This is a genomic window from Limnohabitans sp. DM1 (assembly GCF_001269385.1).
Lineage (GTDB): Bacteria > Pseudomonadota > Gammaproteobacteria > Burkholderiales > Burkholderiaceae_C > Limnohabitans_A.
This window is the reverse complement of the sequence record NZ_CXOO01000011.1, coordinates 147,673-168,430: the sequence shown is the minus strand read 5'-3', so window position 1 is coordinate 168,430 and position 20,758 is coordinate 147,673. Positions and strand designations below refer to the sequence as shown.

Genomic DNA, 20,758 nt, shown 5'->3' with positions numbered 1-20,758 from the left:
GACCCCACCATGCAAGCCCTTCACATCCACGCCGGCCCCAAGGCCCTGGCCCACATCCGAGAAAATGGTCTGCGGCCCGAGCACATTGGCGTGATTCCGGGCGCTGCCGGTGGCCCCAAAGGCCTGATCCTGGGGCCGCTCGATCGCTTCATTTTTGGCGAGTGGTTGAGCCAAAGCACGCAGCCTGTGGACCTGGTGGGTGCATCGATTGGTGCCTGGCGCATGGCTACCGCTTGCCTGAATGGTTCGGTGGCGGCGTTTGAGCGGCTGGAGCACGATTACATCCACCAGCACTACGAACCGCTGCCGGGCAAAAAGCGCGTGAGCGCCGAGCAGGTGAGCGATGCGTTTGGCCAAAGCCTGCAGGCCTTTTACGGCAGCCGCATACCTGAGGTATTGAACCATCCCCGTTACCGTCTGCACATCGTCACCTCACGCGGGCGGCATATCCTGCACCGCGAACACCCTTTGGGCACGCCACTGGGCTATGCGGGAGCATTTTTGAGCAACGCCGTGCACCGCAGGGCCTTGGGCGGCTGGCTGGAGCGGGTGGTGTTTTCAGGGCTGGGCGCGGCTTTGCCGTTTGACGCCCAAGACTTTCGCACCCGCGCCGTGGGCCTGACCGAAGGCAACTTCATGCCCGCGCTGCAAGCCAGCTGCTCCATCCCGTTTGCGCTGAAAGCTGTGCACGACATCCCCGGCGCACCCACTGGCGCGTACTGGGACGGCGGCATCACCGACTATCACCTGCACCTGAACTGGACTGCGCCGGATGAGGTTGCAGGCAAAGGCCCCGAACGCGCCATCGTGCTGTACCCACACTTTCAGCAAAACGTGGTGCCCGGCTGGCTCGACAAAGCCCTCAAGTGGCGACACGGCGCAACGCCGTTTCTGGACAGCACCATCGTGTTGGCCCCCAATCCTGAATGGGTCAAAACCCTGCCGAACGGCAAATTGCCCGACCGCAAGGACTTCATGACCTACGATCGCGATTTGGCGGGGCGGGTGAAGGTGTGGAATGCTGCTGCCAGCGCGGCGCAGCAGATGGCGGATGAGTTCAGCGACTGGTTGCAAAATCCAACTTCTTCAATCGTTCAGCCTTTGTAAGGATTGCGCATGTCTCAAGCCTATGTCGTCGGTCAAATGACCGTTAAGAATCCCGAAAAATGGGCCCAATACCGATCGCAGGTCTTGGCGACCTTGCTGCCTTTTGGCGGAGAGCTCTTGTTTCGGGGTGAACAGGTTCAATCGTTTTCGGGCGTTAACCCGCACCCTGACATCGTGGTGATCCGTTTCCCTTTTTTGGATGATGCACAAGGCTGGCACGCGTCTGCCGCCTACCAAGCGCTTATTCCGCTGCGCCAAGATGCTGCTGATGTGGTTTTGACCACTTATGCGGCATGACCCTTTTAACAAAGTGGATAATCACGGCATGTCAACCGAACCCCTTTTTCTCACCGCCGCCCTCTACAAATTTGTCGATTTGCCCGACTTCGAGGCTCTCCAAGCCCCTTTGCAAGCCTGTTGCGAAGACAACGAAGTCAAGGGCACCTTGCTCTTGGCCCACGAGGGCATCAACGGCACGATTGCCGGACCTGAAAACGGCATCCGTGCCGTGCTGGCGTTTTTGCGGGCCGATCCGCGCCTGGCCAGCTTGGTGCACAAAGAGTCCTGGAGCCCCAAGCCGCCTTTCACCCGCATGAAGGTCAAGCTCAAAAAAGAGATTGTGACTTTGCGCGTGCCCGAGTTGGACCCGAACAAGACTGTGGGCCAGTACGTCAAACCCGCTGACTGGAACGCCTTGCTGGCCGACCCGGATGTGGTCGTGATCGACACGCGCAACGACTACGAGGTGGCCATTGGCACCTTCAAGGGCGCGGTCAACCCGAACCTCAAGAATTTTGTGCAGCTGCCCGCCTGGCTGGATGCGCAGCCCCATTTGCAGGGCGATGCCGCCAAAAAGACCAAAGTGGCCATGTTCTGCACAGGTGGCATCCGCTGTGAAAAATCCACCGCGTTGATGAAGATGCGCGGCTTTGACGAGGTCTACCACCTCGAAGGCGGCATTCTTAAATACCTAGAAGAAATCCCGCCCGAGCAAAGTACTTGGGAAGGCGAGTGCTTTGTGTTTGACGAGCGCGTGAGCGTGGGCCACGGCCTTGGCGTCGGCAGCCATGAGCTGTGCCGTTCCTGCCGCTGGCCCTTGAGCGAGCAGGACAAGCAGTCGCCAAACTACGTGCTGGGCGTGAGCTGTGACCACTGCCACGACCAGCGCACACCCGAGCAAAAGGTCAAACTGGCCGAACGCCAGCGCCAGGTGGAGCTGGCCGAGGCCCGGGGCGAGTTGCATGTGGGCGCCAAGATGCCCGGCCACGACGCACCTTGAAACCGCCGCTGTCATGAGCGACTTCATCCCCTTTGTGCAGGAGTTGCTCGAAGGCTGGGGCACCGTGTCGGCCCGCCGCATGTTTGGCGGCCACGGCCTGTACCACGAGGGCATGATGTTCGCCATCGTGATGAACCAGCAGCTTTACTTGAAGGTGGACGACCAAAATCGCCCCGACTTTGAAGCCCTGGGCCTCACGTCCTTCACTTACCCGATGAAGGGCAAAGACGTGGCGCTGTCGTATTGGGCCGCGCCGGATGCGGTGTTTGACGACCCACAAGAGGCGGTGCGGTGGTCACGTTCGTCTTGGGACGCTGCTTTGCGCGCACATTTGGCCAAGGTGCAGGCGAGAGAAAAGGCCAAGTCACGTCAAAAAAAGAGATTCACCGACACACGCACGGGTGGGGCCAATGCCGCCAAGACGATCGTCAAGGCGGGTGATGACCAACTGGTGTTGGGTGGATTCGACACCCCGTTCGATTTGGACGCGGAACGCAAGTCGGGTTGAAAATCCGCGTGTCGATGGTTCGATTCCGTCCCAGGCGACCAAATCAAAAAAACCATTGGTTCATTGCAACAGTCCAGAGGAGGGGGAGTTTCCTCTAGCTTTTTTGTCAGATGCTCTTTGTTGAAGGAATTTTGCCGGATTCGCAAACGCCTGCGTCTGATTGCAGCGTTTAAGATTCGGGTACACGACGCTTACCCATCTGTGATACGGGGTCAAGATCAACTTCAAACATTGCCATGAACTCACCACTAAGAACGACATCCTTGGCATCCGCCGCAATAGTGATTGCGCTTTGCCTTTGCTTTCCAGTTTTTGGGCAAAGCACAACCTCGACCGAATCGCTTTCTGCCGCCGAGAAAAAACTCAGCGAAAAAGACTACGTCTCGGCCTTCAGTTTGTTAAAACCGCTTGCTGAGCAGGGAAATTCTGAGGCTCAAGCTAACCTGGGACTGATGTATGAACTCGGACAAGGCGTCAATAAAGATTTTTTTGAAGCCTTTAAATGGTATAGATCAGCTGCAGAGCAGGGAACTGCATGGGCTCAAACTAATTTGGGATTCGCATATATTAATGGGCGCGGCACCAATCAAGATGACAAAGAGGGGGTTAAGTGGTTAAGGCGCGCCGCTATGCAGGGAAATACAAAAGCACAAGAAGTGATTGGGGCCATGTATAACCGAGGTCGCGGCGTCCCACAAAGTCGCAAAGAGGCGGTCGAATGGATTAACCCATCTAATTTGATGTATATCGCAAGGTTGGAAAAGGACTACCGAAAGCGCGTCCATTTTGAGTCGGCAAAAGCAGAGCGGATGGTTCGCAGCTTTAGTATCGATTGCAACGCACCCAAAAAAAATGGACATCACTTACCACTGATTAATCTGTTGTATGCGCGATTGGCCACAGCAGACAAGGATAACGCGTGGATTGAGACAACTGTTAAAGAGCGCGAGGGAGAGGTTCGGATAACAGACTCCGTGCACACCTCAACGAAAGTCTTAGACACTACCGCAGTATTTCAGATAAATAAGTGGGGCGAGTTGCAACTGATGAGCAACCTCAGAGCCGAAGCGGTGCGCAATGCCTGTTTTGACTCTCACGGGCCTATCTGGTTACTTCAATAAATCACATCAGAGCAGAACGCACTGGATTTAGTGCCAGTGGCTTGATCGAAAAATAACTAGGTTGGTGGAAACTGCTCAATTCTCTCTCGGCTGACCCTCTCTGCGTTCTCAATAGCGTCTAGTTCAGAGAGGGCGTTACTCCAATCGCCTCCGAGCTTCGCGACCCAATTGGTGTCGTCAAAGCTCTCCGGACGATTTGGGAAAATTTGTGCCTCACCCATCCACGCATTGCCAATGCGGAATGCCTTCGCCACGATAAAGTAACCGTTGTATGGGCCTGTGATTCGTTGCATGAAGGAACTTTACCAGATCAATGACTGTCGAAAGTTAGAGAGGGGGGAGTTCACAAACTGCTCAACAACATGTCCCGGTATTCATCCGCCGAGGCGATGCGCGGGTTGGTTTTGTGGCAATGGTCGGCCAGCGCCCCGGTGATGACGGCGTCAAACAGACCCTCGGTCACGCCCATGGCGCCCAAGCCCGTGGGCAGCCCCAAGCGGGCGCACATGTCCCGGATGGCATCGGGGATGTCTGAGCCGCTTTGCAGACCCATGGCCTGGGCCATGCGGTTCAGGCGGTTTTCTTTTTGCACGCTTTCAGCCGCCGCGTTGAACTTCACCACCGCGGGCAAAAACATGGCGTTCAAAGTGCCGTGGTGCAGACGCGGGTTCACGCCGCCCAGGCTGTGGCTGAGCGAGTGCACGCAGCCCAAGCCTTTTTGAAAAGCCATGGCGCCTTGCATGCTGGCGCTCATCATGTTCAGACGGGCTTCGCGGTCTTGGCCGTTGACCGTGGCGCGTTCGATGTGGGCCCAACCACGGCCCAGGCCGTCGAGCGCGATGCCGTCTGCGGGCGGGTTGAAGGGCGCTGCCATGAAGGTTTCCATGCAGTGCGCGACCGCGTCCATGCCGGTCGCAGCCGTCAGGATGGGCGGGAGGCCTAAAGTCAGTTCGGGGTCGCAAATGGCCGCTTTGGGCACGATGAACCAGGAGTGGAAACCGACTTTGCGCCCGTCGTCCAGAATCAAAATCGCGCCCCTGGCCACTTCGCTGCCGGTGCCGCTGGTGGTGGGCACGGCGATGATGGGGGCCACGCGGTCGGTGATCTTGAGCGAGCCGCCTTCGATGGTGGCATAGGTTTTGAGCGGGCCTTCGTGGCTCACGGCAATCGCCACGCCTTTGGCGCAGTCGATGGCCGAGCCGCCGCCCACCGCGATCAGGCCGTCGCAGCCGCTGGCCTTGTACATGGCCGCTGCGGCGCGAACCGCCGCCTCGGTCGGGTTGGAGGGGGTTTGGTCAAACACGGTGACGGGCAGGCCCGGCAGGGCGTCGAGCGCTTTTTGCAACACGCCAGCGGCTTTGACGCCTGCGTCGGTCACGATCAGGGGTTTGTGGATGCCCACGCGCTCGCACTCGGCCTGGAGCAGCTTCACGGCGCCAAAGTCGATCTGGATTTGGGTGACGTAGTTGATAAAGGACATGCGAAGACTCCAATCTGGTGCCCCGGTTCGGAAGTGACAGAACAGCGGGGCAGGGCGTTGTACGATCAAAGCCCATTTTGATGCAGGAAGGCATTGGTGACACGCCGAGGCTGTCACCCTTGTTAGCCCCTTGTTTAAATAGGCCCCTGCCGCCCAGCCCTGAGGGCATCGACAACCACACACCCATGAGCAGCCACCATACCAACCCCAGATCGTTGTTGAATGCCGCCACACGCAGCCTGATCGAGCGCGTTGAACGCGCAGGCCGCCCCCCGATGGCGGTCATGACACCACTACAGGCGCGTGAGTTTTACGACATTGGCGGGCCCATGCTCGACCTGCAGCCCGCCCCACAGGTGGACCGGGTGGAAGACATCACCTTGCCAGCCCGCGATGGCCACAGCATGCCGGCCCGACTGTATGCCCCGCGCAGCGAGCTCGCCTTGCCCGTGCTGCTGTACATCCATGGCGGGGGCTTCAGCGTGGGCAGCCTCACCACCCACGACGTGCTCTGCCGCCAACTCTCGCGCCAAGGGCACTGCGCCGTGGTGTCGCTGGACTACCGGCTGGCGCCCGAGCACCGCTTTCCAATGGCGGTGCACGACAGCTGGGACGCCCTGAACTGGTTGCATCAACACGGCCAGACCCTGGGGCTGGACACGACCCGATTGGCCGTGGGCGGCGACAGTGCAGGCGGCACCTTGGCCGCCGTGTGCGCCCTGATGGCCCGTGATGCGGGCCTGCCCCTGCGCCTGCAGCTGCTGTTTTACCCCGGCTGCATCGCCCATCAAGACACCGCTTCGCACCACACCTTTGCAGAAGGCTTCATGCTCGACAAGACCACGGTGGACTGGTTTTTTGCCAACTACATCGACGAAGCCGACCGCGACGATTGGCGCTTTGCCCCGATGAACGCACCCGACCATGCAGGTCTGGCCTCCGCCTGGATAGGCCTGGCCGAATGCGACCCGCTTGTGGACGAGGGCGTGCAGTACGCCGACACCCTTCGCATGGCGGGTGTGCCGGTCGATCTGGAGATTTACAAAGGTGTGGTCCACGGTTTCATCACCATGGGCCGCGCCATTCCCGATGCCCTGCAAGCGCATGCCGATGCGGGCCGGGCTTTGCAACACGCTTTTGAAAGTTGAAACCATGAAACGCCAAGATTTCCGTTTGTCTCACCGCATGCGCGTGCGCTGGGTGGAGGTGGACATGCAAAAGATCGTCTTCAACGGTCACTACCTCATGTATTTCGACACCGCCGTCACCGAATACTGGCGGCAACTGGCCATGCCTTACGCCGAAACCATGCACCAACTGGGCGGCGATTTGTTCGTCAAAAAAGCCAGCCTGGAGTACCACGCCAGCGCCGAGATGGACGATTTTCTGGACGTGTGCATGCGCTGCGACCGGGTGGGCAACTCGTCCATGACGTTTGCGGGGGCGATTTTCCGGGGCGATGAACTGCTGATCAGCAGCGAGATGGTCTATGTGTATGCCGACCCGGTGGCCAAAAAGAGCCAGCCCATCCCAGCACCCTTGCGCGACATGCTCGAAGGCTTTGAGCGCGGCGAAGACATGGTGCAGGTGCATGTGGGCTCGTGGCACGATTTCCAGAAACACGCCAGCCCGCTGCGCCACGAGGTGTTTGTGGTGGAGCAAAAAGTGCCTGTCGAATTGGAGTTGGACCACGAAGACGACACCGCCTTGCACGCCGTGGCCCTGAACCGCATGGGCCTATGCCTGGCCACAGGCCGCTTGATTCAGCACGCGCCCGGTGTATCCCGCATTGGCCGCATGGCCGTCAAAAAGCAGATGCGCGGCAGCGATCTGGGCCGCCGCGTGCTGCACGCCCTGATGGACGCGGCGCAGCACCGGGGCGACAAAGAGGTGATCTTGCACGCCCAATGCAGCGCCGAAGGCTTCTACAAACGTTCAGGTTATGAGCCGCATGGGGCGATTTTTGAAGATGCGGGGATTGCGCACATCGAGATGGTGCGCAAGCTTTGAGACTGCGCGGCAAGCACCTTCAAAGACTCAAATGTCGGCCAGCAGGGCGTAGGGCAGGACCAAAATCTCCAAAGCTTCGCCCTCTGAACCGCCCACACGCCAGCCTGTTTGCATGCTCTCGGTCGTGCCGCTCACCAGCGCATCAAAGCCCTGACCGTCCGGACGCGCAGCACACAGCACCACGGTGGCGCAGGGCTGCTCGGGGTCGGTGGGCGTGAAAATGTCTTGCCCGGCCTTCAAGGCCACAGGGCTGTGCACCCGCGCCGTGCGGCGCTTGAGCGTGCCGCGAAACTGGCTGCGGGCGACCACTTCCTGCCCGGGGTAGCAGCCTTTTTTGAAGTTCACGCCGCCTACGGACTCGTAATTGAGCATTTGCGGCACAAAAGCCTCGAACACGGGCTGGCTGACCAGGGTCACGCCGCTCATCGCTTCGGCCCAGGTCCATACGTCGCTGGGCACGTCTACACCTGCAGGCAGCGAATGGCCAGCCGGGGCGATCCACAAAGCGCGGGGAATTGGGGACTCGCCCAGCACGGCAGGATAAAGCGCCACCGCGTGCGCCCCGTCCAGGACCTGGGTCTGCCAAGGGGCGGCTGCGCCCACTGCGGCCCGGGCGCTGTCGCCCAGCAAGCCGCGCAGTTGCCACTGGCCGCTAGCGTCGCTCATCTTGACTTTGGCCCGCAACACAAACATGGACAGGCGCTTGAGGGTCTGGGCCAGCAAGTCTTGGCTCAAGACCAGCAGGGCGGTGTCGGACGCGGTTTTGACCAGGATGAAGCTGGCCTGCATGCGGCCTTTGGCCGAGCAAAAGGCCGCCAGGCGCGATTGGCCCACGGGCAAAAGCAGCACATCGTTGCTCAGCTGGTTGTGCAAAAAGTTTGCCGCGTCCTCGCCCTGGGCCTGGATCACGCCCAAGTGGGGCAGGGGGCTGATGCCGTTCAAGAGGGTTTGAAGCTGAGGGCTGAAATCTGCAGGGGTGTTCATGTCGCGGCTCGGTCGTCTGGCAAGGACGTGAATTATCATCCCCCCACGTTTTCAACACCCGAACAAGGACATGGCCGTGCTCAAAGGCTTGATGAAGTGGTTGGCCAGCCTGTTGCTTGTGGCCTTGGGCCTGCTGGGTGGCGCTTTCTGGTGGCTGCACCAACCCATCGACACCCGCCAGGCCACGCTGGATTTGTCCATCGAACCGGGTACTTCGGCCAAAGGCATCGCGCAAGCCGTGGCCGATGCGGGGGCCCAAACTTCGCCCACGCTCTTGTTCGCGTGGTTTCGCTTGTCGGGCCAGTCGCGCCAGATGCGTGCGGGCAGCTATGAAATTGCACCGGGCACTTCGCCCCAACGTTTGTTGAGCATGCTGGTTAGGGGCGAGGAAAGCCTGCGCACCGTGACGGTGGTGGAAGGCTGGAACTGGCGACAAGTGCGCCAGGCTTTGGCCAAAGCCGAAAACCTGCGCCCAGACAGCCGCGCCCTGTCTGACGAGGCCTTGATGGCCCAACTGGGCCGCCCCGGCGTGGCCCCGGAAGGGCGTTTTTACCCGGACACCTATTCGTACGCCAAAGGCACCAGCGACCTGGCGGTGTTGCAGCGGGCCATGAAAGCCATGGACAAACAGCTTCAACAAGCCTGGGAAGCTCGGCAACCCGGCGCTGCCTTGCAGTCGCCCGAGCAGGCGCTGATTTTGGCGAGCATCGTCGAAAAGGAAACCGGCAAGGCGCAAGACCGGGCGCAGATTTCGGGGGTGTTCAACAACCGCTTGCGCATTGGCATGCGCCTGCAAACCGACCCGACGGTGATTTATGGCTTGGGTGAAGCTTTTGACGGCAATTTGCGCCGGGTGCACCTGACGACCGACAACCCCTGGAACACCTACACCCGGGCCGGTCTGCCGCCCACGCCCATTGCCATGCCGGGCAAGGCATCCTTGCTGGCTGCGGTGCAACCGGCCAAAACGTCCGCCATTTACTTTGTGGCCAAGGGCGATGGCAGCAGCCATTTCAGTGCCACGTTGGACGAACACAACCGGGCTGTGAACCGCTACCAGCGCGGGCAGTGATCGGCGTTCAGCCCGGCCTGCGGCTTCGGCGACAATCAAGGATTGATTTCACATCTTTATGAGCAGCGGCACATTCATCAGTTTTGAAGGCATCGACGGTGCGGGCAAGTCCACGCACATCGCCCGCGTGGCCGAACTGTTTCGCCAAACGGGCAGGGCGGTGGTGCTGACCCGCGAGCCAGGCGGCACACCTCTTTCTGAAAAGCTGCGCGAGCTGGTGCTGCACGAGCCCATGGACCCGCTGACAGAGGCGTTGTTGATGTTCGCGGCACGCCGTGAGCATCTCGTGCAGGTGATCGAGCCCGCGCTCAGTCGCGGCGACGTGGTGCTGTGCGACCGGTTCACCGACGCCACCTTTGCCTACCAAGGCGGTGGCCGGGGCTTTGATTGGCAGGTGTTGGCCCAACTCGAGGGCATGGTGCAAGGTCTGCCTGATGGCACTTTGCGCCAACCTGACCTGACTGTTTGGTTCGACCTGGACCCCTTGATTGCGGCCGAACGTCTGGCTTCGGCCCGGGTGCCGGACAAGTTTGAATCCCAACCGGCTGACTTTTTTGCCGCTGTACGGGCCGGTTACGCCCGCCGCCAAGCGGAGATGCCCAGCCGTTTTGCACGCATCGATGCGGCGCAGACCATCGATGCCGTGGGCGCGGATGTGTCACGCGTCGTGCGTGATTGGCTGCGAGGAGCCGCCGCATGAGCGCCGTCTTGAACGCCCCCTGGATCGCCCGGCAAGCCACCGATTTACTCGCCCAGCGCGGCCACGCCTGGCTGCTGCAAGGCCCGTCGGGCCTGGGCCAGTACGAACTGGCTCTGGCCTTGGCTTCGGCCTGGCTGTGCGAAAAACCCACCGCTCAGGGCGCCTGCGGCGATTGCCCCAGCTGCCACGCGATTGCTGTGCACACCCACGCCGACCTTGAAGTGCTGATGCCCGAGACGGTGATGATCGAGCTGGGCTGGCCTTTGTCTGAAAAAGCCCAGGACGAGATCGACAAGAAAACCCGCAAGCCCAGCAAAGAGATCCGCGTGGACGCGATGCGTGACGCGGTGGAGTTTTCGCAGCGCACCGACGCACGCGGGCGAGGCAAGGCGGTGCTGGTGTTTCCGGCCGAGCGCATGAACACCATCACGGCCAACGCGCTGCTCAAAACCCTGGAAGAGCCACCGGGAGATGTGCGCTTTGTGCTGGCCACCGAGGCCAGCCACATGCTGCTGCCCACCATCCGCAGCCGCTGCTTGGCCCACACCATGAAATGGCCCGAAGCCGACGAGGCACTGCCGTGGCTCACGGGGCAGGGCGTGCCCGCTGCGATTGCGTACGACTTGCTGCGCAGTGCTGGCGGGCGTCCCACCGATGTGCTGCGACAGGCCGAATCGGGTTTGTCGCCCGACTGGTGGGCCCATTTGCCCAAAGCCATGCGCCAGGGCGATGCCCGGCACTTGGCCGAATTGAGCCCCGCCCAAGCCATTGACGCCTTGCAAAAGCTTTGCCACGACTTGGTGCTGCGCCAAACAGGCGCTGCGCCACGCTTTTTTGACACAAGCCAATTACCCCCCAGTGGTGCGTCTTTGGCGGTGCTGACCGACTGGTTCAAGCGTCTGATGCAATCTGCCCGCACGGCCGAACACCCTTTTAATGCTGGTCTGATGCTCGAGGCCCTGACCGCCGACGCCCAACAAACCCTGATGTCCAAGGGCTGAACCATGTACACCGATTCCCATTGCCACCTGAATTTCCCCGAACTGATGAACGAGCTGGACAGCATCCAGCAAGCCATGCAAGCCGCCCAAGTGACCCGCGCCCTGGTGATCTGCACCACGATGGAGAAATTTGACGAAGTGCACGGCCTGGCCATGGCCAACGACAACATGTGGGCCACGGTGGGCGTACATCCTGATAACGAAGGTGTGCGTGAGCCCAGCCTGCAGGATCTGCTGGATGGCGCCGCTCGCCCCAGAGTGGTGGCGATTGGCGAGACCGGGCTGGATTATTACCAAATGGACGAGCGCAAAGGTGGACGCACCGTGGCCGACATGGAATGGCAGCGTGAGCGTTTTCGCACGCACATCCGCGCAGCTCGTCAGACGGCCTTGCCTTTGGTCATCCACACCCGTCAGGCTTCAGACGACACCATTGCCATCTTGAAAGAAGAGGGCGAAATGGGTGGGGCAGGGTGTGCGGGCGGCGTATTCCATTGCTTCACCGAAAGCCAGCAAGTGGCCCGGGCCGCTTTGGACCTGGGTTTTTACATCTCCTTTTCGGGCATCCTGACCTTCAAAACAGCAGCTGATTTGCGCGAAGTGGCCAAATTTGTACCCGATGACCGCTTGCTCATCGAGACAGACAGCCCTTATTTGGCCCCCGTGCCTTACCGCGGAAAGACCAACAATCCCTCTTATGTGCCCTTTGTGGCCAAACAGCTGGCCGAGTTGCGCGGCACGACTTCTGAAGCGATTGGGGCGCTGACCAGCACCAATTTTGACCAACTTTTCCTGCGCGTGGCCACCGGTTGATATTCATGTTTTACTTTAAAAGTTTGAAAAAGCCTGTTGTTTTGGCTGGAGTTTTTATATCTAGCCTGTCCTTTGCAGGCGCCTACGAAGACTTTTTCAGAGCTGTGACTTTTGATGATGCGCGCACCGTGCAGGTTTTGCTGGAACGGGGTTTTGACCCCAATTCTGTGAACGTCAATGCGGCGCCAGCGCTTGTTTTGGCCATCCAGGAGCCATCGCCCAAAGTCGCCGAACTGCTGATCCGCTGGCCACAGACACGAATCGACATCTTCAATACCGCTGGCGAAAGCCCATTGATGATGGCAGCCTTGCGCGGCCATCTGACGCTGGTCGAACGCTTGCTCGAACGTGGGGCCGAAGTCAACAAGCCTGGCTGGACAGCTTTGCATTACGCGGCCGCCGGCGGACACACGGCCATCGTGAATCTGCTCCTCAAGCATGGCGCGCAGGTCAATGCTGAATCACCCAACGGCACCACGCCGCTGATGATGGCCGCACGCTACGGCAGTGCTTTGTCCGTCAAGTCGCTGATCCAGGCGCCGGGCTCTGATTTGCTCAAACAAAACCAGCAAGGCTTGACTGCCTTCGATTTTGCCGTCCAGGGTCGTCGCCCGGATGCTGAGTCCTTGATGCGTCAAGGGCTGGCACGTTTGTACGTTTTTCCACCGGTGATCAAGGACTGACTCGGTTGAACTGACTGACGTTTTCGTTTGATGGATCTGGTGTTTTATCCCTCATCTCATGCACTTAAATTTCGTACGATGCATATTATGTTAAGTCACTGGATGATGTAGTTGTCCAGTTGCCAAGCATAGTCTCAGGGGTAAAGGTCTGTAGATGCTTTTCTTGTTGTGTCCAAACACGAACAACAGGAGCATTTTGTGAAAAGTACAACGGTCATATCAGTCGTCAACACCAAGGGCGGCGCTGGTAAAACAACCACTGCGGCCAACTTGGGTGGCCTCGCTGCAGCGCTTGGTCAGCGCGTGCTGCTCATCGATGCAGACATGCAACCGGCGCTGTCGAAATTCTTCGGCACACAGACGCCACTGACCAAAGAGTCACCAGGCATGAACCAGGTGATTTCTCGTGGTGGTGTCATCCTTGATGGTGACATTGTCGAAACCAATGTTCAAAACCTCTGGCTGTTGCCTTCCAACATGGAAGACCACATCCAGGCCTGGCTCAAGGAGCGTGAAGATCGGCTGCTGCTGCTCAAACGCGCAGTCCGTCAGCCCATCATCCGAGAAAACTTTGACCTGGTGATCATCGACACCCAGGGCGCCAAAGGCGAGCTTCAACGCACTGCGGCCATGGCTGCCGATTTGATGCTCACCCCCATCAAACCGGACATGCTCAATTTCAGCGAGTTCATCACCGGCACGCTGGAGATGCTGTCACAGCTCAACGTCATGAGCGACATGATTCCGGAAATGCGAGCAGGCCAGCTGGCGATTTTTGTCAACGCGATGCCGCGAACCACTAACGCACGAATGGTTGAAGAGGCCATTCGTGACCAGTTTCGCAGCCATCCAACCATCAGGCTGCTTGACACAAAAGTCCCCTACTCCACCGTCTATGAGCAGTGCCGCTCATTGCGGCGCCCAGTACATGAGCTGGACAGCGATGCGAATGTCACGCCGTCGCAGGTCATGCATGCACTTTTGCACGAAGTCATGCCAAACCTAAAAGGTCTGTGGCTCCCTGGGCATCAGCCAATTGGAGACGCCAAATGAGTAAGCGACTGAGTGCAAACGACATGCGTCAGGCGCTGAAAGAGCAAATGGATCAGCAAGAACAATTGAAAACCAGCACTGGCACAGGCAACCCCATGCCCACCTCCAAACCAGGCGACTTTGACGGTCGCGCCATCATTCGTCTGAAAGTCCGTGATGTCGGCACCTATGAGCGCAACCCCCGCACACGGCCAAACGAAAAGCGCGAAGAAATCAAAGAATCCATCCTTGATCGGGGACTGGATCAAAACCTTGCCGTGACCAAACGACCAGGAAGCGACCGATACATCCTGGCCAAGGGCGGAAATACACGGTTGTCCATCCTCTGGGAACTGGCTGAAGAATATCCAGAACGGTTCACAAGTCTTGACTTCGATCTGGTGAATTTCAAGGCCGAATCGCACTTGCTGGTGGGGCACATGTCTGAGAACTTAACTCGTTCTGCCATGTGCTTTTGGGATACCGCCAACAGCTATCTTGAGTTACGAAAGCTCCGCTCTCAGGAGCTTGGGCGTGATATTTCGCTGCGAGACTTCGCTGCTGAACTCAAGAAGCAAGGCCTTTCCCTGGAAAAAACGGCCCTGAGTGATTATGAATTTACGATCACAAAGTTGTCGCAATTAGGTGATTTGGCCAAGAAATTGGGTAGTGCTGATGTGCCAAGTAAGTTACGCCCTCAATACACTGGGCTTCAATCTATTCGATCCAAATTATTCGAAAGCAGCAAATCAGCTAATTCCCTTGACGCAGCCTATTCAGAATGGCTTCAATCGTTTGCTGCCGATCAAGATGATCAAGGTCTGATGAATGCAACAAGTGAGTATGAACTCGATGACGCAAAGCCAACTTCATTGGCCCGCGATCTCGAAGCGCACTTGGCCAGAATGGCATCCGCATGGTTCGGCCTAACTGAAGCAGAGCTGAGCGCATGCATGCAAGCCATCTCAGCTGATCGCACGATCACGGTCGCCCAATTGCAAAGTACCTTGGATCAATTGCGTTCTCCCCAAGCGACTTCTGCTGCCAGCACCACTCCTGGAAATTACGGCGTTGAGTCTGGTGTCGCTGATACCGACTTACTTGGCGCTGGTACAGGCTCAGACCAGTCTGACATTGTGGGTGGTGGTCAAGACAACAGCGGTGATTACGACACCAGCACTCATACACCGTCAGGTGAACAAGATGAAGTCGCTGACTCTGATTACGTTGTACCAACAGGCCGAGTGCCCTCAGCCCTGAATGGCGTCAAAACAGCCCCAGAGCATCTCCTCAAGAGGATTCCTAATCCTGGCACTGTAGATGGGCAAAACAACACTGGTACAGCCCCATTTGAAGGTGGCGCAGACCCGATTGGTGAACAGGGCCAGCTGCCCGGTACCACCAGCCTGGAAATGGCTGTTGAAAGCATGCGCAGCTGCATCATGGATTTGACTGACTATGCATCGTTGACTCCCCTCTTGCGCAATGCGCCTGGAATGCCGCTGGGTTATTTCATGGATGCACCAGCCAGCTCGCTGGGTGTCAGTGCCACTGACTTTGCCGCGCAGGCATGGTGGCTTTTGGCCACCATGTCAGGTCAGCTGACCGTCGACTGGTTTCATCATCAAGTCACCAACGAGCAGGGTGTAAGGGGTTTTGCGCTGTTCGATACTGGCCCCGCCGGATTCAGGGCGCGGGCAGAAGATCAGGACGGCTGGATGCAATTTGTACAAACGCATCTGGGGGGAACCTATCAGGCTGACGGCTACTACACCCTGGAACTGTTGACCGATTTGTCTAACCCCGTGGGCGAATACGCCCGTGAGCTTGTCAAAGCAGTTGGCACTTTTAGGCTGCTGAGCCAACAGGAGCAGCAGTGATGAGCGCCGTCGTCTCTCAGCCACCACCCGGCACCTCGGGGTGGGTTTGCTTACGCTCTACGACGCTGAGCCGCATTGCGGCCATCGAGCTGCTGTCCGACCAAGCCCTCAATTTATCTGACGACATGCGCCAGACATTGACGAAGCTGACGCTGGAACAGCCACAAGAAGTCCCTCTACGTCTATGGGTCCAACTTGATGGTGTCAGTTGGATCGCACAAGGTCTTCAAGAAAAAGAAAGACGTGACGCAGCTTTACGCATATTGATTCTGCGCCAGGCAAATTTTCCGCTGATAAGGCGACTTTTCAATCTGTCACGGGATCGCTGGATTGAACTGCGCAAAGAGTTGAACGCGCCCCCGGCGCCCAAGTCAGTGCCCCAGCCTGCAGGTCATACGGTCGATGACATCTATGCGAGCTGGTCCAAGCTGATCAAAGAGTACGACAACGAAATCGACCGCTGGGTGGTACTGGCGCAGCAATTTCCATATCTGCCTTTGGCCGGTCTCTATCCCCTGATTTACATCCCAGGAGCTTCAACATGAAAGGCGCTCTGCTCCAAGAATTCCTGAACGTTTGGAGGCCATCGCTTGAAACGCTTTTGGAAAAGCATTGGGCACGCCTGTTGGCTGCGGCCGTCAGTCGTGACCGAATGATGATGCAAGACATCATCAAAGCACACTATCAAGAGCTGGCCAATCAGTGTTTTTTCAATCCGGGCCGTCAATTACTGCATCGCCATCGACTGTTTGATGTGCATTCTCTTTATCGCTTTTGTTCTGATAAAGCACTGCAATCTATCAGGTTCGACGGTTCTTTGCCTGAAACACCGCATCTCGTGCAAATTTTCGAAGACGCTTTTCCTCAGGTGTTTCAAATGGACTATGCCTCTGAGTCAGTGGGTCTATGCGGTACATCATGTCTAGCGCAACATTTATCAGCTTGTAACCATCTTGATCAGGCGACTCATCAAAATTGTGATCACGCATTGATTGCCAAATATCGGCAGTTTCTTGCGCACATATATACAGGCGATCAAACCCATCCGTGGAAGTTGTCATCTCAGCGTCGCCACGGAATCCCTGTTTTAGTGTGCGGTACATGTCCAGAAACACCTTTTCAAGCAGACCAGACACATTTGCTCGATCTACGTCGTTCGGACAGGCAAGATGTTTTAACAGCATGCCAAAACCATATTGCGTCCAGGCTTGGAGTGAAGCTATGACAGCCTCATCCTCGGACACCCTCTTCTTCAAACTGTCCAGTTCATTTTGCAATTCGGTCAGCTGTTTTTGCAATTCGACGTCAGCCATTGTCTCCTCCCATTTCAATAATGAAGTAGGAGGTCATGATGGCCATCATTGAAGCCAAGATCAAGACCCTTGTGGACACGATGAACGGCACGGGTGACATCGAAACAGTCGCTTCGTGCGAAGGTCACTGGTGGGGTGGCAGAGCACCTTACATCTATTTCAAATCTTCTGCAAAGGTCGCTCAGATGATTGAGCGAAATATTCGTTCTGTCTGCTGGTCTGAGAAGTCAGATTCAAACTTTGATTGGGTCATTAGCGCTCAATTTAACGAACAGTTTGATTTGACGTTCCAACTCCATGCACCTTTGTTAGATCGACTGTCTCAGTCAGTCTGGCATTCATTTTGGGCGCTGGGATTTCGCAGAAACCGCATAGACAGGGATTTTTCTGTGTTGAACCAAGTGCTGAAAACTATATGGAGCCACTCATGAATACAAATACCAACTTCAAGGCACCCGAGGTGGATTTGCTCGATGAACTGTCCACCAATCCGGAATTGTTGTTCATCGCGCTGCAGCAGCCGATCTCTTTCAACCCCGTGTTGGTGGACATCACTCAAAGCCTGACCGCAGGCTTGTTTCTGTCCACGGCACTTGAAGAAGCACACGGTGACTGGGTAGACCTGGACCAAGAAAAAATCAAACGAACCACTCGCTTGACCAATGGTGAACTCAAGGGTGCCAGGCAACGTCTGCGGGATCTGGATCTGCTGCATGAGCGACGGATCGGGTTTCCTTCTCGAACTCAATACAGCATCAATTTCGACAAACTCAAAACAATGCTGGTATCCCTCAGTCGCCTCCCCAGTCAGGCCCATGTGCAGGCCAATGGGCCGACTGCCTTGCATTGAGGAACACCGGTCATGCAATCATTTGGATTGATCGCTAGGAAGCCTCCCCCGCCCACAAGCGGGGAGCCTCCAGCTGATCCCATTGGGGCCTTGCTGGCAAGCCTAGCGTCAGAGCGTCCAATTGGATACTCAGCCAACTTGGCACGGATCGCTGGTGACCCGAAGGCTGGCCTGATGCTCAGTCAATTGCTGTACTGGACTCGTGTGGGTGTTGATGTTGTCGCCAACGGCGGCTGGATCAGCAAAACGAGGGATCAATGGGCTCTTGAAACAGGGCTGTCCCGCTACGAACAAGAATCTGCGCGGGTTTATCTCAAAAAGGCTGGACTGATCGACGAATCACGTTCTGGCACCCCTGCCCGTCTGGCTTTCCGAGTTCGCCTGCCAGACGTGAGCCAAGCCCTGGCCCGCTTACTTCGCAGTGAACCTGTTCAATGGTCACTCTTTGATGTGCGGTCCAATGCCCAGCAGGTGAAAGCCCTATTGGGCAAGAGCTTGGCGTTCTACAGGGTTTACGGCCAGCTCACTCAATCCATCACGTCTGCCGTGTTTCTGAGCCGAGCACTTGCCACCCAGCGTGCCTTGATCGGTGGAAAACACAGCGAATGGTTTTCCATCGGCCTGGCTGAATGGACAGCTGAAACAGGATTGTCGGAATCACAAATCAGGACATGCAAGCAAAAATTATGCCAACTCAACCTTCTGGAACAAGCCTTGATGGAGTACCCACGTCGTCGGTATTTCATCAAGGTGAACATCAGTGAACTGAGCAAGCAACTAATTGCGATTCGTTTAGGGGGTATCAATCATGGCAATACCGCGCAAAGCATCCTGGGCTTGCTGGGCAAGTCAAGATTGCAAGCAGCGGGGGGGAATGCTAAGTCCGCCAATTTGGCGAGTGCGTTACCTGGGAACATCTCCGCCAATTTGGCGGATCGTCCGTATTGCGGACAGTCTGCCAAATTGGCTGACCAGTCACCCGGGAATACATCGGCCAAATTGGCCGATCGTCCGTATTGCGGACAGTCGGCCAAATTGGCCGACCAAAACAAGAAACAGGTTAGGTCATGGCCATCTGGTGCAACAAGCACCGTAAATCCCCCCTCTTCCTCCAGTTTGGCGAATTCCGTCAATCTTGATGGTGGGAAATCACAGGTCGTTTTACACCCCGATGAGGCTCAACATCAATTTGAGCAGTCAAATCCATCCTTTCAGTCGGCTGGAAATCTCAATCCAGTTGGCGGCTTTTCACAGTCGCTAGGGATGAAAAACACAGCCCTACATGCGGGCGCGCGGTTTTTGATTACAAATAAGACTACACCTCCTCCTTCTTCAACCATTACCTCTGAATCAACCACAAGCGCACAAAAGCAATCGACTCAGGATGGTGGTGGCGGTGGTGTTTCTTTTGATCAACTGATCTGGCCTACTGGCTCAGCCTCAACGGCAATCAAGCGATTGGTGGTTGATCACCCTGTGGCCAAGTCCTTGCCACACGACCGTTTGCAGCTGATCCTCGATGAGGTGGCTCACGCTGACGCAAATGGACAGGTCCGAAGCATAGTGACCTATCTCGGATCGCTTTTGCTCAAAGAGCAAAAAGGCGTCTTGCTGTTGTCGGGGGCCTATGAGCTGCAGGAGGCCCGCAACCGTGCTGTAGAGCCAAAGCATCAGGTTGTGCAGCAAACACCTTCGCCGATCAAGTCTGCCCTGCCCGCTTTAGCCTCCAGGCCTGCACCAGCTCGGGATCCTCGGGCTGTGGCTTTGTGGGCTGCAATCTTGGAGCAGCTACCTCAATGCATGCCCGAACAGCAGATTGAGGTGTGGCTTAAACCGATCTCTGTCGGGCTGGATCAGCAGTGTCAAAAGCTTTTACTGTGCGCCAGCCGTTTCAAGATCGACCACATCAAGTCGGCCTACGCAGCCAAGATTGATCAGGTCATGGTCGATGTGCTGCAGCGAAATCCAGCCCTTGTCCAGGTGAGCCAGTGTCAATTGGTCACCTCACTCCCCCTTCCAGTCAAACCATAACTAGGCAACACCATGAGCAAAAAAGAAGCTGTCACAACCGTCCAAGCCTCTCAAGAGGTGACGCAATCACCTCAGGGCTCCAAGCCTGGCGCAACCAAAAATGAGCCGGTGAGCCGTTTGGTTGCTGAAGAGGACACGATGGAGTTGCACACACGTGAAGCCATGTTGCTGTATTTGGGCCGTGCACCTGGTGAGCAGTACCGCTTCGGTGTGCCTGGTGCGCGACATGCGGCAAGTGCCCTGCGGCAGCTATTTGGTTTGACTTCCAAGGACAACCCATATGCCGATGCCACGCTCATCGACATTGACAGCCGTGTTGAGCGAATCAAGCGGATGATCAAAGCGGCTCGCGATCCACAAATCAAGAAAATGGATGAGCACAAGTCCATGGGGCTGTCGTACACCATCATCCGGGCTCAGCAAACCCAATCGGTTTCTCTGGGCTACCACTCCCCCTATGGCTACATGATGAGCACGGTGATCGTCATGTTTGATGAGTGCGTGCGTGTTCTGAAGTCTGCTGAGCGTCGAGACCTGCTGACCAAACAGGATCAGCACAACGCCCTCTATGCACTCAAGCATGAAATCAGGAGCATGTTTGAAAGCGCCATTCGAGCTCAGCGAATTTTGCTGTCTGATGAAATGAAGCCACTGAGCCGTGCAGACTTTTTGCCCAACAACACCCAGCCAGATGCAGCCAAGCGGGTTGAGGCGGCACAAAAAATCTTTGGTCCCATGGACGACGAGGTTTTCACAGGCAAGAAAGCACCACGCCACACGATGCGCAAGGAACGGCTTTCTGCGGCTGAGCAACGTGTTCTTGATGATGTGGCCTTGACCATGGTTGAGCATGTTGACGAAGAAGTGACTTCTGCGGGGCTTGTTTGAATGCGG

Annotated in this window: 23 protein-coding genes; 20 read left to right on the top strand and 3 right to left on the bottom strand. The window is 57.2% G+C overall.

Annotated features, from left to right (window positions below; translation table 11 throughout):
* Positions 1 to 9 precede the first annotated feature (9 nt).
* From AMM33_RS04020 to AMM33_RS04000, 5 genes are all read left to right on the top strand, one after another.
* On the top strand, positions 10 to 1,107 hold the full coding sequence (locus AMM33_RS04020; RefSeq protein ID WP_090139055.1) for a patatin-like phospholipase domain-containing protein: 1,098 nt from the start codon (positions 10 to 12) through the stop codon (positions 1,105 to 1,107).
* A 9-nt stretch (positions 1,108 to 1,116) separates the two neighbouring features.
* The gene (locus tag AMM33_RS04015; protein WP_090139053.1) at positions 1,117 to 1,404 is read left to right on the top strand and encodes a DUF1330 domain-containing protein; all 288 of its coding nucleotides are present in this window, start codon (positions 1,117 to 1,119) and stop codon (positions 1,402 to 1,404) included.
* Positions 1,405 to 1,432: 28 nt separating this feature from the next.
* Positions 1,433 to 2,386, top strand: a complete 954-nt coding sequence (locus tag AMM33_RS04010) for an oxygen-dependent tRNA uridine(34) hydroxylase TrhO (RefSeq protein WP_228767948.1) — start codon at positions 1,433 to 1,435, stop codon at positions 2,384 to 2,386.
* 13 nt (positions 2,387 to 2,399) lie between these two features.
* Positions 2,400 to 2,894, top strand: a complete 495-nt coding sequence (locus tag AMM33_RS04005) for a TfoX/Sxy family protein (protein ID WP_090139049.1) — start codon at positions 2,400 to 2,402, stop codon at positions 2,892 to 2,894.
* A 263-nt stretch (positions 2,895 to 3,157) separates the two neighbouring features.
* A complete protein-coding gene (locus tag AMM33_RS04000) occupies positions 3,158 to 4,015 on the top strand; it encodes a tetratricopeptide repeat protein (protein WP_228767947.1) in 858 nt (285 codons plus the stop codon).
* A 56-nt stretch (positions 4,016 to 4,071) separates the two neighbouring features.
* Here the strand turns inward: AMM33_RS04000 and AMM33_RS22345 are convergent, their stop codons facing one another.
* Entirely contained in the window at positions 4,072 to 4,308 is a 237-nt protein-coding gene (locus AMM33_RS22345) for a hypothetical protein (protein WP_090139045.1), read from the bottom strand.
* Between the two features lie 50 nt (positions 4,309 to 4,358).
* Positions 4,359 to 5,495, bottom strand: coding sequence for an iron-containing alcohol dehydrogenase (locus AMM33_RS03990; RefSeq protein ID WP_090139044.1), 1,137 nt, complete (start codon positions 5,493 to 5,495; stop codon positions 4,359 to 4,361).
* 185 nt (positions 5,496 to 5,680) lie between these two features.
* Here AMM33_RS03990 and AMM33_RS03985 point away from each other — a divergent pair, with 185 nt between their 5' ends.
* Both AMM33_RS03985 and AMM33_RS03980 read left to right on the top strand, forming a co-directional pair.
* Positions 5,681 to 6,643 carry an alpha/beta hydrolase gene (locus tag AMM33_RS03985; protein ID WP_090139042.1) on the top strand — a complete coding sequence of 321 codons (963 nt, stop codon included), beginning with the start codon at positions 5,681 to 5,683 and terminating at the stop codon, positions 6,641 to 6,643.
* A gap of 4 nt (positions 6,644 to 6,647) precedes the next feature.
* On the top strand, positions 6,648 to 7,505 hold the full coding sequence (locus AMM33_RS03980; RefSeq protein WP_090139040.1) for a YbgC/FadM family acyl-CoA thioesterase: 858 nt from the start codon (positions 6,648 to 6,650) through the stop codon (positions 7,503 to 7,505).
* 27 nt (positions 7,506 to 7,532) lie between these two features.
* On the opposite strand, the gene AMM33_RS03975 is transcribed toward AMM33_RS03980, so the two are convergent.
* Complete coding sequence (locus AMM33_RS03975) at positions 7,533 to 8,489, bottom strand: CAF17-like 4Fe-4S cluster assembly/insertion protein YgfZ (protein WP_090139038.1); 957 nt, start codon at positions 8,487 to 8,489, stop codon at positions 7,533 to 7,535.
* Positions 8,490 to 8,559: 70 nt separating this feature from the next.
* Here AMM33_RS03975 and mltG point away from each other — a divergent pair, with 70 nt between their 5' ends.
* The 13 genes from mltG (at position 8,560) to AMM33_RS03910 (ending at position 20,752) form a co-directional block, all read left to right on the top strand.
* Positions 8,560 to 9,561, top strand: coding sequence for an endolytic transglycosylase MltG (gene mltG / locus AMM33_RS03970; RefSeq protein ID WP_194945227.1), 1,002 nt, complete (start codon positions 8,560 to 8,562; stop codon positions 9,559 to 9,561).
* A gap of 58 nt (positions 9,562 to 9,619) precedes the next feature.
* On the top strand, positions 9,620 to 10,261 hold the full coding sequence (gene tmk, locus AMM33_RS03965; protein ID WP_090139036.1) for a dTMP kinase: 642 nt from the start codon (positions 9,620 to 9,622) through the stop codon (positions 10,259 to 10,261).
* The gene (locus AMM33_RS03960; protein WP_090139035.1) at positions 10,258 to 11,262 is read left to right on the top strand and encodes a DNA polymerase III subunit delta'; all 1,005 of its coding nucleotides are present in this window, start codon (positions 10,258 to 10,260) and stop codon (positions 11,260 to 11,262) included. The genes tmk and AMM33_RS03960 overlap by 4 nt, the downstream gene beginning before the upstream one ends.
* A 3-nt stretch (positions 11,263 to 11,265) precedes the next feature.
* Entirely contained in the window at positions 11,266 to 12,075 is an 810-nt protein-coding gene (locus AMM33_RS03955; RefSeq protein WP_090139024.1) for a TatD family hydrolase, read from the top strand.
* A gap of 5 nt (positions 12,076 to 12,080) precedes the next feature.
* The gene (locus AMM33_RS03950; protein ID WP_090139018.1) at positions 12,081 to 12,758 is read left to right on the top strand and encodes an ankyrin repeat domain-containing protein; all 678 of its coding nucleotides are present in this window, start codon (positions 12,081 to 12,083) and stop codon (positions 12,756 to 12,758) included.
* 198 nt (positions 12,759 to 12,956) lie between these two features.
* Positions 12,957 to 13,811, top strand: a complete 855-nt coding sequence (locus AMM33_RS03945) for a ParA family protein (RefSeq protein ID WP_228767946.1) — start codon at positions 12,957 to 12,959, stop codon at positions 13,809 to 13,811.
* Complete coding sequence (locus tag AMM33_RS03940; protein WP_090139014.1) at positions 13,808 to 15,670, top strand: hypothetical protein; 1,863 nt, start codon at positions 13,808 to 13,810, stop codon at positions 15,668 to 15,670. Before AMM33_RS03945 ends, AMM33_RS03940 begins: the two co-directional genes overlap by 4 nt.
* On the top strand, positions 15,670 to 16,215 hold the full coding sequence (locus tag AMM33_RS03935) for a hypothetical protein (protein ID WP_090139012.1): 546 nt from the start codon (positions 15,670 to 15,672) through the stop codon (positions 16,213 to 16,215). Before AMM33_RS03940 ends, AMM33_RS03935 begins: the two co-directional genes overlap by 1 nt.
* Positions 16,212 to 16,895: a hypothetical protein gene (locus AMM33_RS21750; RefSeq protein WP_194945226.1), complete on the top strand. Its 684-nt coding sequence runs from the start codon at positions 16,212 to 16,214 to the stop codon at positions 16,893 to 16,895. The genes AMM33_RS03935 and AMM33_RS21750 overlap by 4 nt, the downstream gene beginning before the upstream one ends.
* 126 nt (positions 16,896 to 17,021) lie before the next feature.
* Positions 17,022 to 17,414: a hypothetical protein gene (locus AMM33_RS03925; protein WP_194945225.1), complete on the top strand. Its 393-nt coding sequence runs from the start codon at positions 17,022 to 17,024 to the stop codon at positions 17,412 to 17,414.
* Entirely contained in the window at positions 17,411 to 17,833 is a 423-nt protein-coding gene (locus AMM33_RS03920; RefSeq protein WP_090139006.1) for a hypothetical protein, read from the top strand. The genes AMM33_RS03925 and AMM33_RS03920 overlap by 4 nt, the downstream gene beginning before the upstream one ends.
* Positions 17,834 to 17,971: 138 nt before the next feature.
* Positions 17,972 to 19,864: a DnaA N-terminal domain-containing protein gene (locus AMM33_RS03915; RefSeq protein ID WP_194945224.1), complete on the top strand. Its 1,893-nt coding sequence runs from the start codon at positions 17,972 to 17,974 to the stop codon at positions 19,862 to 19,864.
* A gap of 12 nt (positions 19,865 to 19,876) precedes the next feature.
* The gene (locus AMM33_RS03910) at positions 19,877 to 20,752 is read left to right on the top strand and encodes an AcaB family transcriptional regulator (RefSeq protein ID WP_090139002.1); all 876 of its coding nucleotides are present in this window, start codon (positions 19,877 to 19,879) and stop codon (positions 20,750 to 20,752) included.
* Positions 20,753 to 20,758: the final 6 nt, after the last annotated feature.

Coding starts and splice junctions, on each gene's coding strand:
- AMM33_RS04010 (WP_228767948.1), top strand. CDS start 1,433: ATGTCAACCGAACCCCTTTTTCTCACCGCCGCCCTCTACAAATTTGTC.
- AMM33_RS03940 (WP_090139014.1), top strand. CDS start 13,808: ATGAGTAAGCGACTGAGTGCAAACGACATGCGTCAGGCGCTGAAAGAG.
- tmk (WP_090139036.1), top strand. CDS start 9,620: ATGAGCAGCGGCACATTCATCAGTTTTGAAGGCATCGACGGTGCGGGC.
- AMM33_RS04015 (WP_090139053.1), top strand. CDS start 1,117: ATGTCTCAAGCCTATGTCGTCGGTCAAATGACCGTTAAGAATCCCGAA.
- AMM33_RS22345 (WP_090139045.1), bottom strand. CDS start 4,308: ATGCAACGAATCACAGGCCCATACAACGGTTACTTTATCGTGGCGAAG.
- AMM33_RS03920 (WP_090139006.1), top strand. CDS start 17,411: ATGAATACAAATACCAACTTCAAGGCACCCGAGGTGGATTTGCTCGAT.
- AMM33_RS04005 (WP_090139049.1), top strand. CDS start 2,400: ATGAGCGACTTCATCCCCTTTGTGCAGGAGTTGCTCGAAGGCTGGGGC.
- AMM33_RS03950 (WP_090139018.1), top strand. CDS start 12,081: ATGTTTTACTTTAAAAGTTTGAAAAAGCCTGTTGTTTTGGCTGGAGTT.
- AMM33_RS03990 (WP_090139044.1), bottom strand. CDS start 5,495: ATGTCCTTTATCAACTACGTCACCCAAATCCAGATCGACTTTGGCGCC.
- AMM33_RS04020 (WP_090139055.1), top strand. CDS start 10: ATGCAAGCCCTTCACATCCACGCCGGCCCCAAGGCCCTGGCCCACATC.
- AMM33_RS03925 (WP_194945225.1), top strand. CDS start 17,022: ATGGCCATCATTGAAGCCAAGATCAAGACCCTTGTGGACACGATGAAC.
- AMM33_RS03985 (WP_090139042.1), top strand. CDS start 5,681: ATGAGCAGCCACCATACCAACCCCAGATCGTTGTTGAATGCCGCCACA.
- AMM33_RS03910 (WP_090139002.1), top strand. CDS start 19,877: ATGAGCAAAAAAGAAGCTGTCACAACCGTCCAAGCCTCTCAAGAGGTG.
- mltG (WP_194945227.1), top strand. CDS start 8,560: ATGGCCGTGCTCAAAGGCTTGATGAAGTGGTTGGCCAGCCTGTTGCTT.
- AMM33_RS03955 (WP_090139024.1), top strand. CDS start 11,266: ATGTACACCGATTCCCATTGCCACCTGAATTTCCCCGAACTGATGAAC.
- AMM33_RS03935 (WP_090139012.1), top strand. CDS start 15,670: ATGAGCGCCGTCGTCTCTCAGCCACCACCCGGCACCTCGGGGTGGGTT.
- AMM33_RS03980 (WP_090139040.1), top strand. CDS start 6,648: ATGAAACGCCAAGATTTCCGTTTGTCTCACCGCATGCGCGTGCGCTGG.
- AMM33_RS21750 (WP_194945226.1), top strand. CDS start 16,212: ATGAAAGGCGCTCTGCTCCAAGAATTCCTGAACGTTTGGAGGCCATCG.
- AMM33_RS03975 (WP_090139038.1), bottom strand. CDS start 8,489: ATGAACACCCCTGCAGATTTCAGCCCTCAGCTTCAAACCCTCTTGAAC.
- AMM33_RS03960 (WP_090139035.1), top strand. CDS start 10,258: ATGAGCGCCGTCTTGAACGCCCCCTGGATCGCCCGGCAAGCCACCGAT.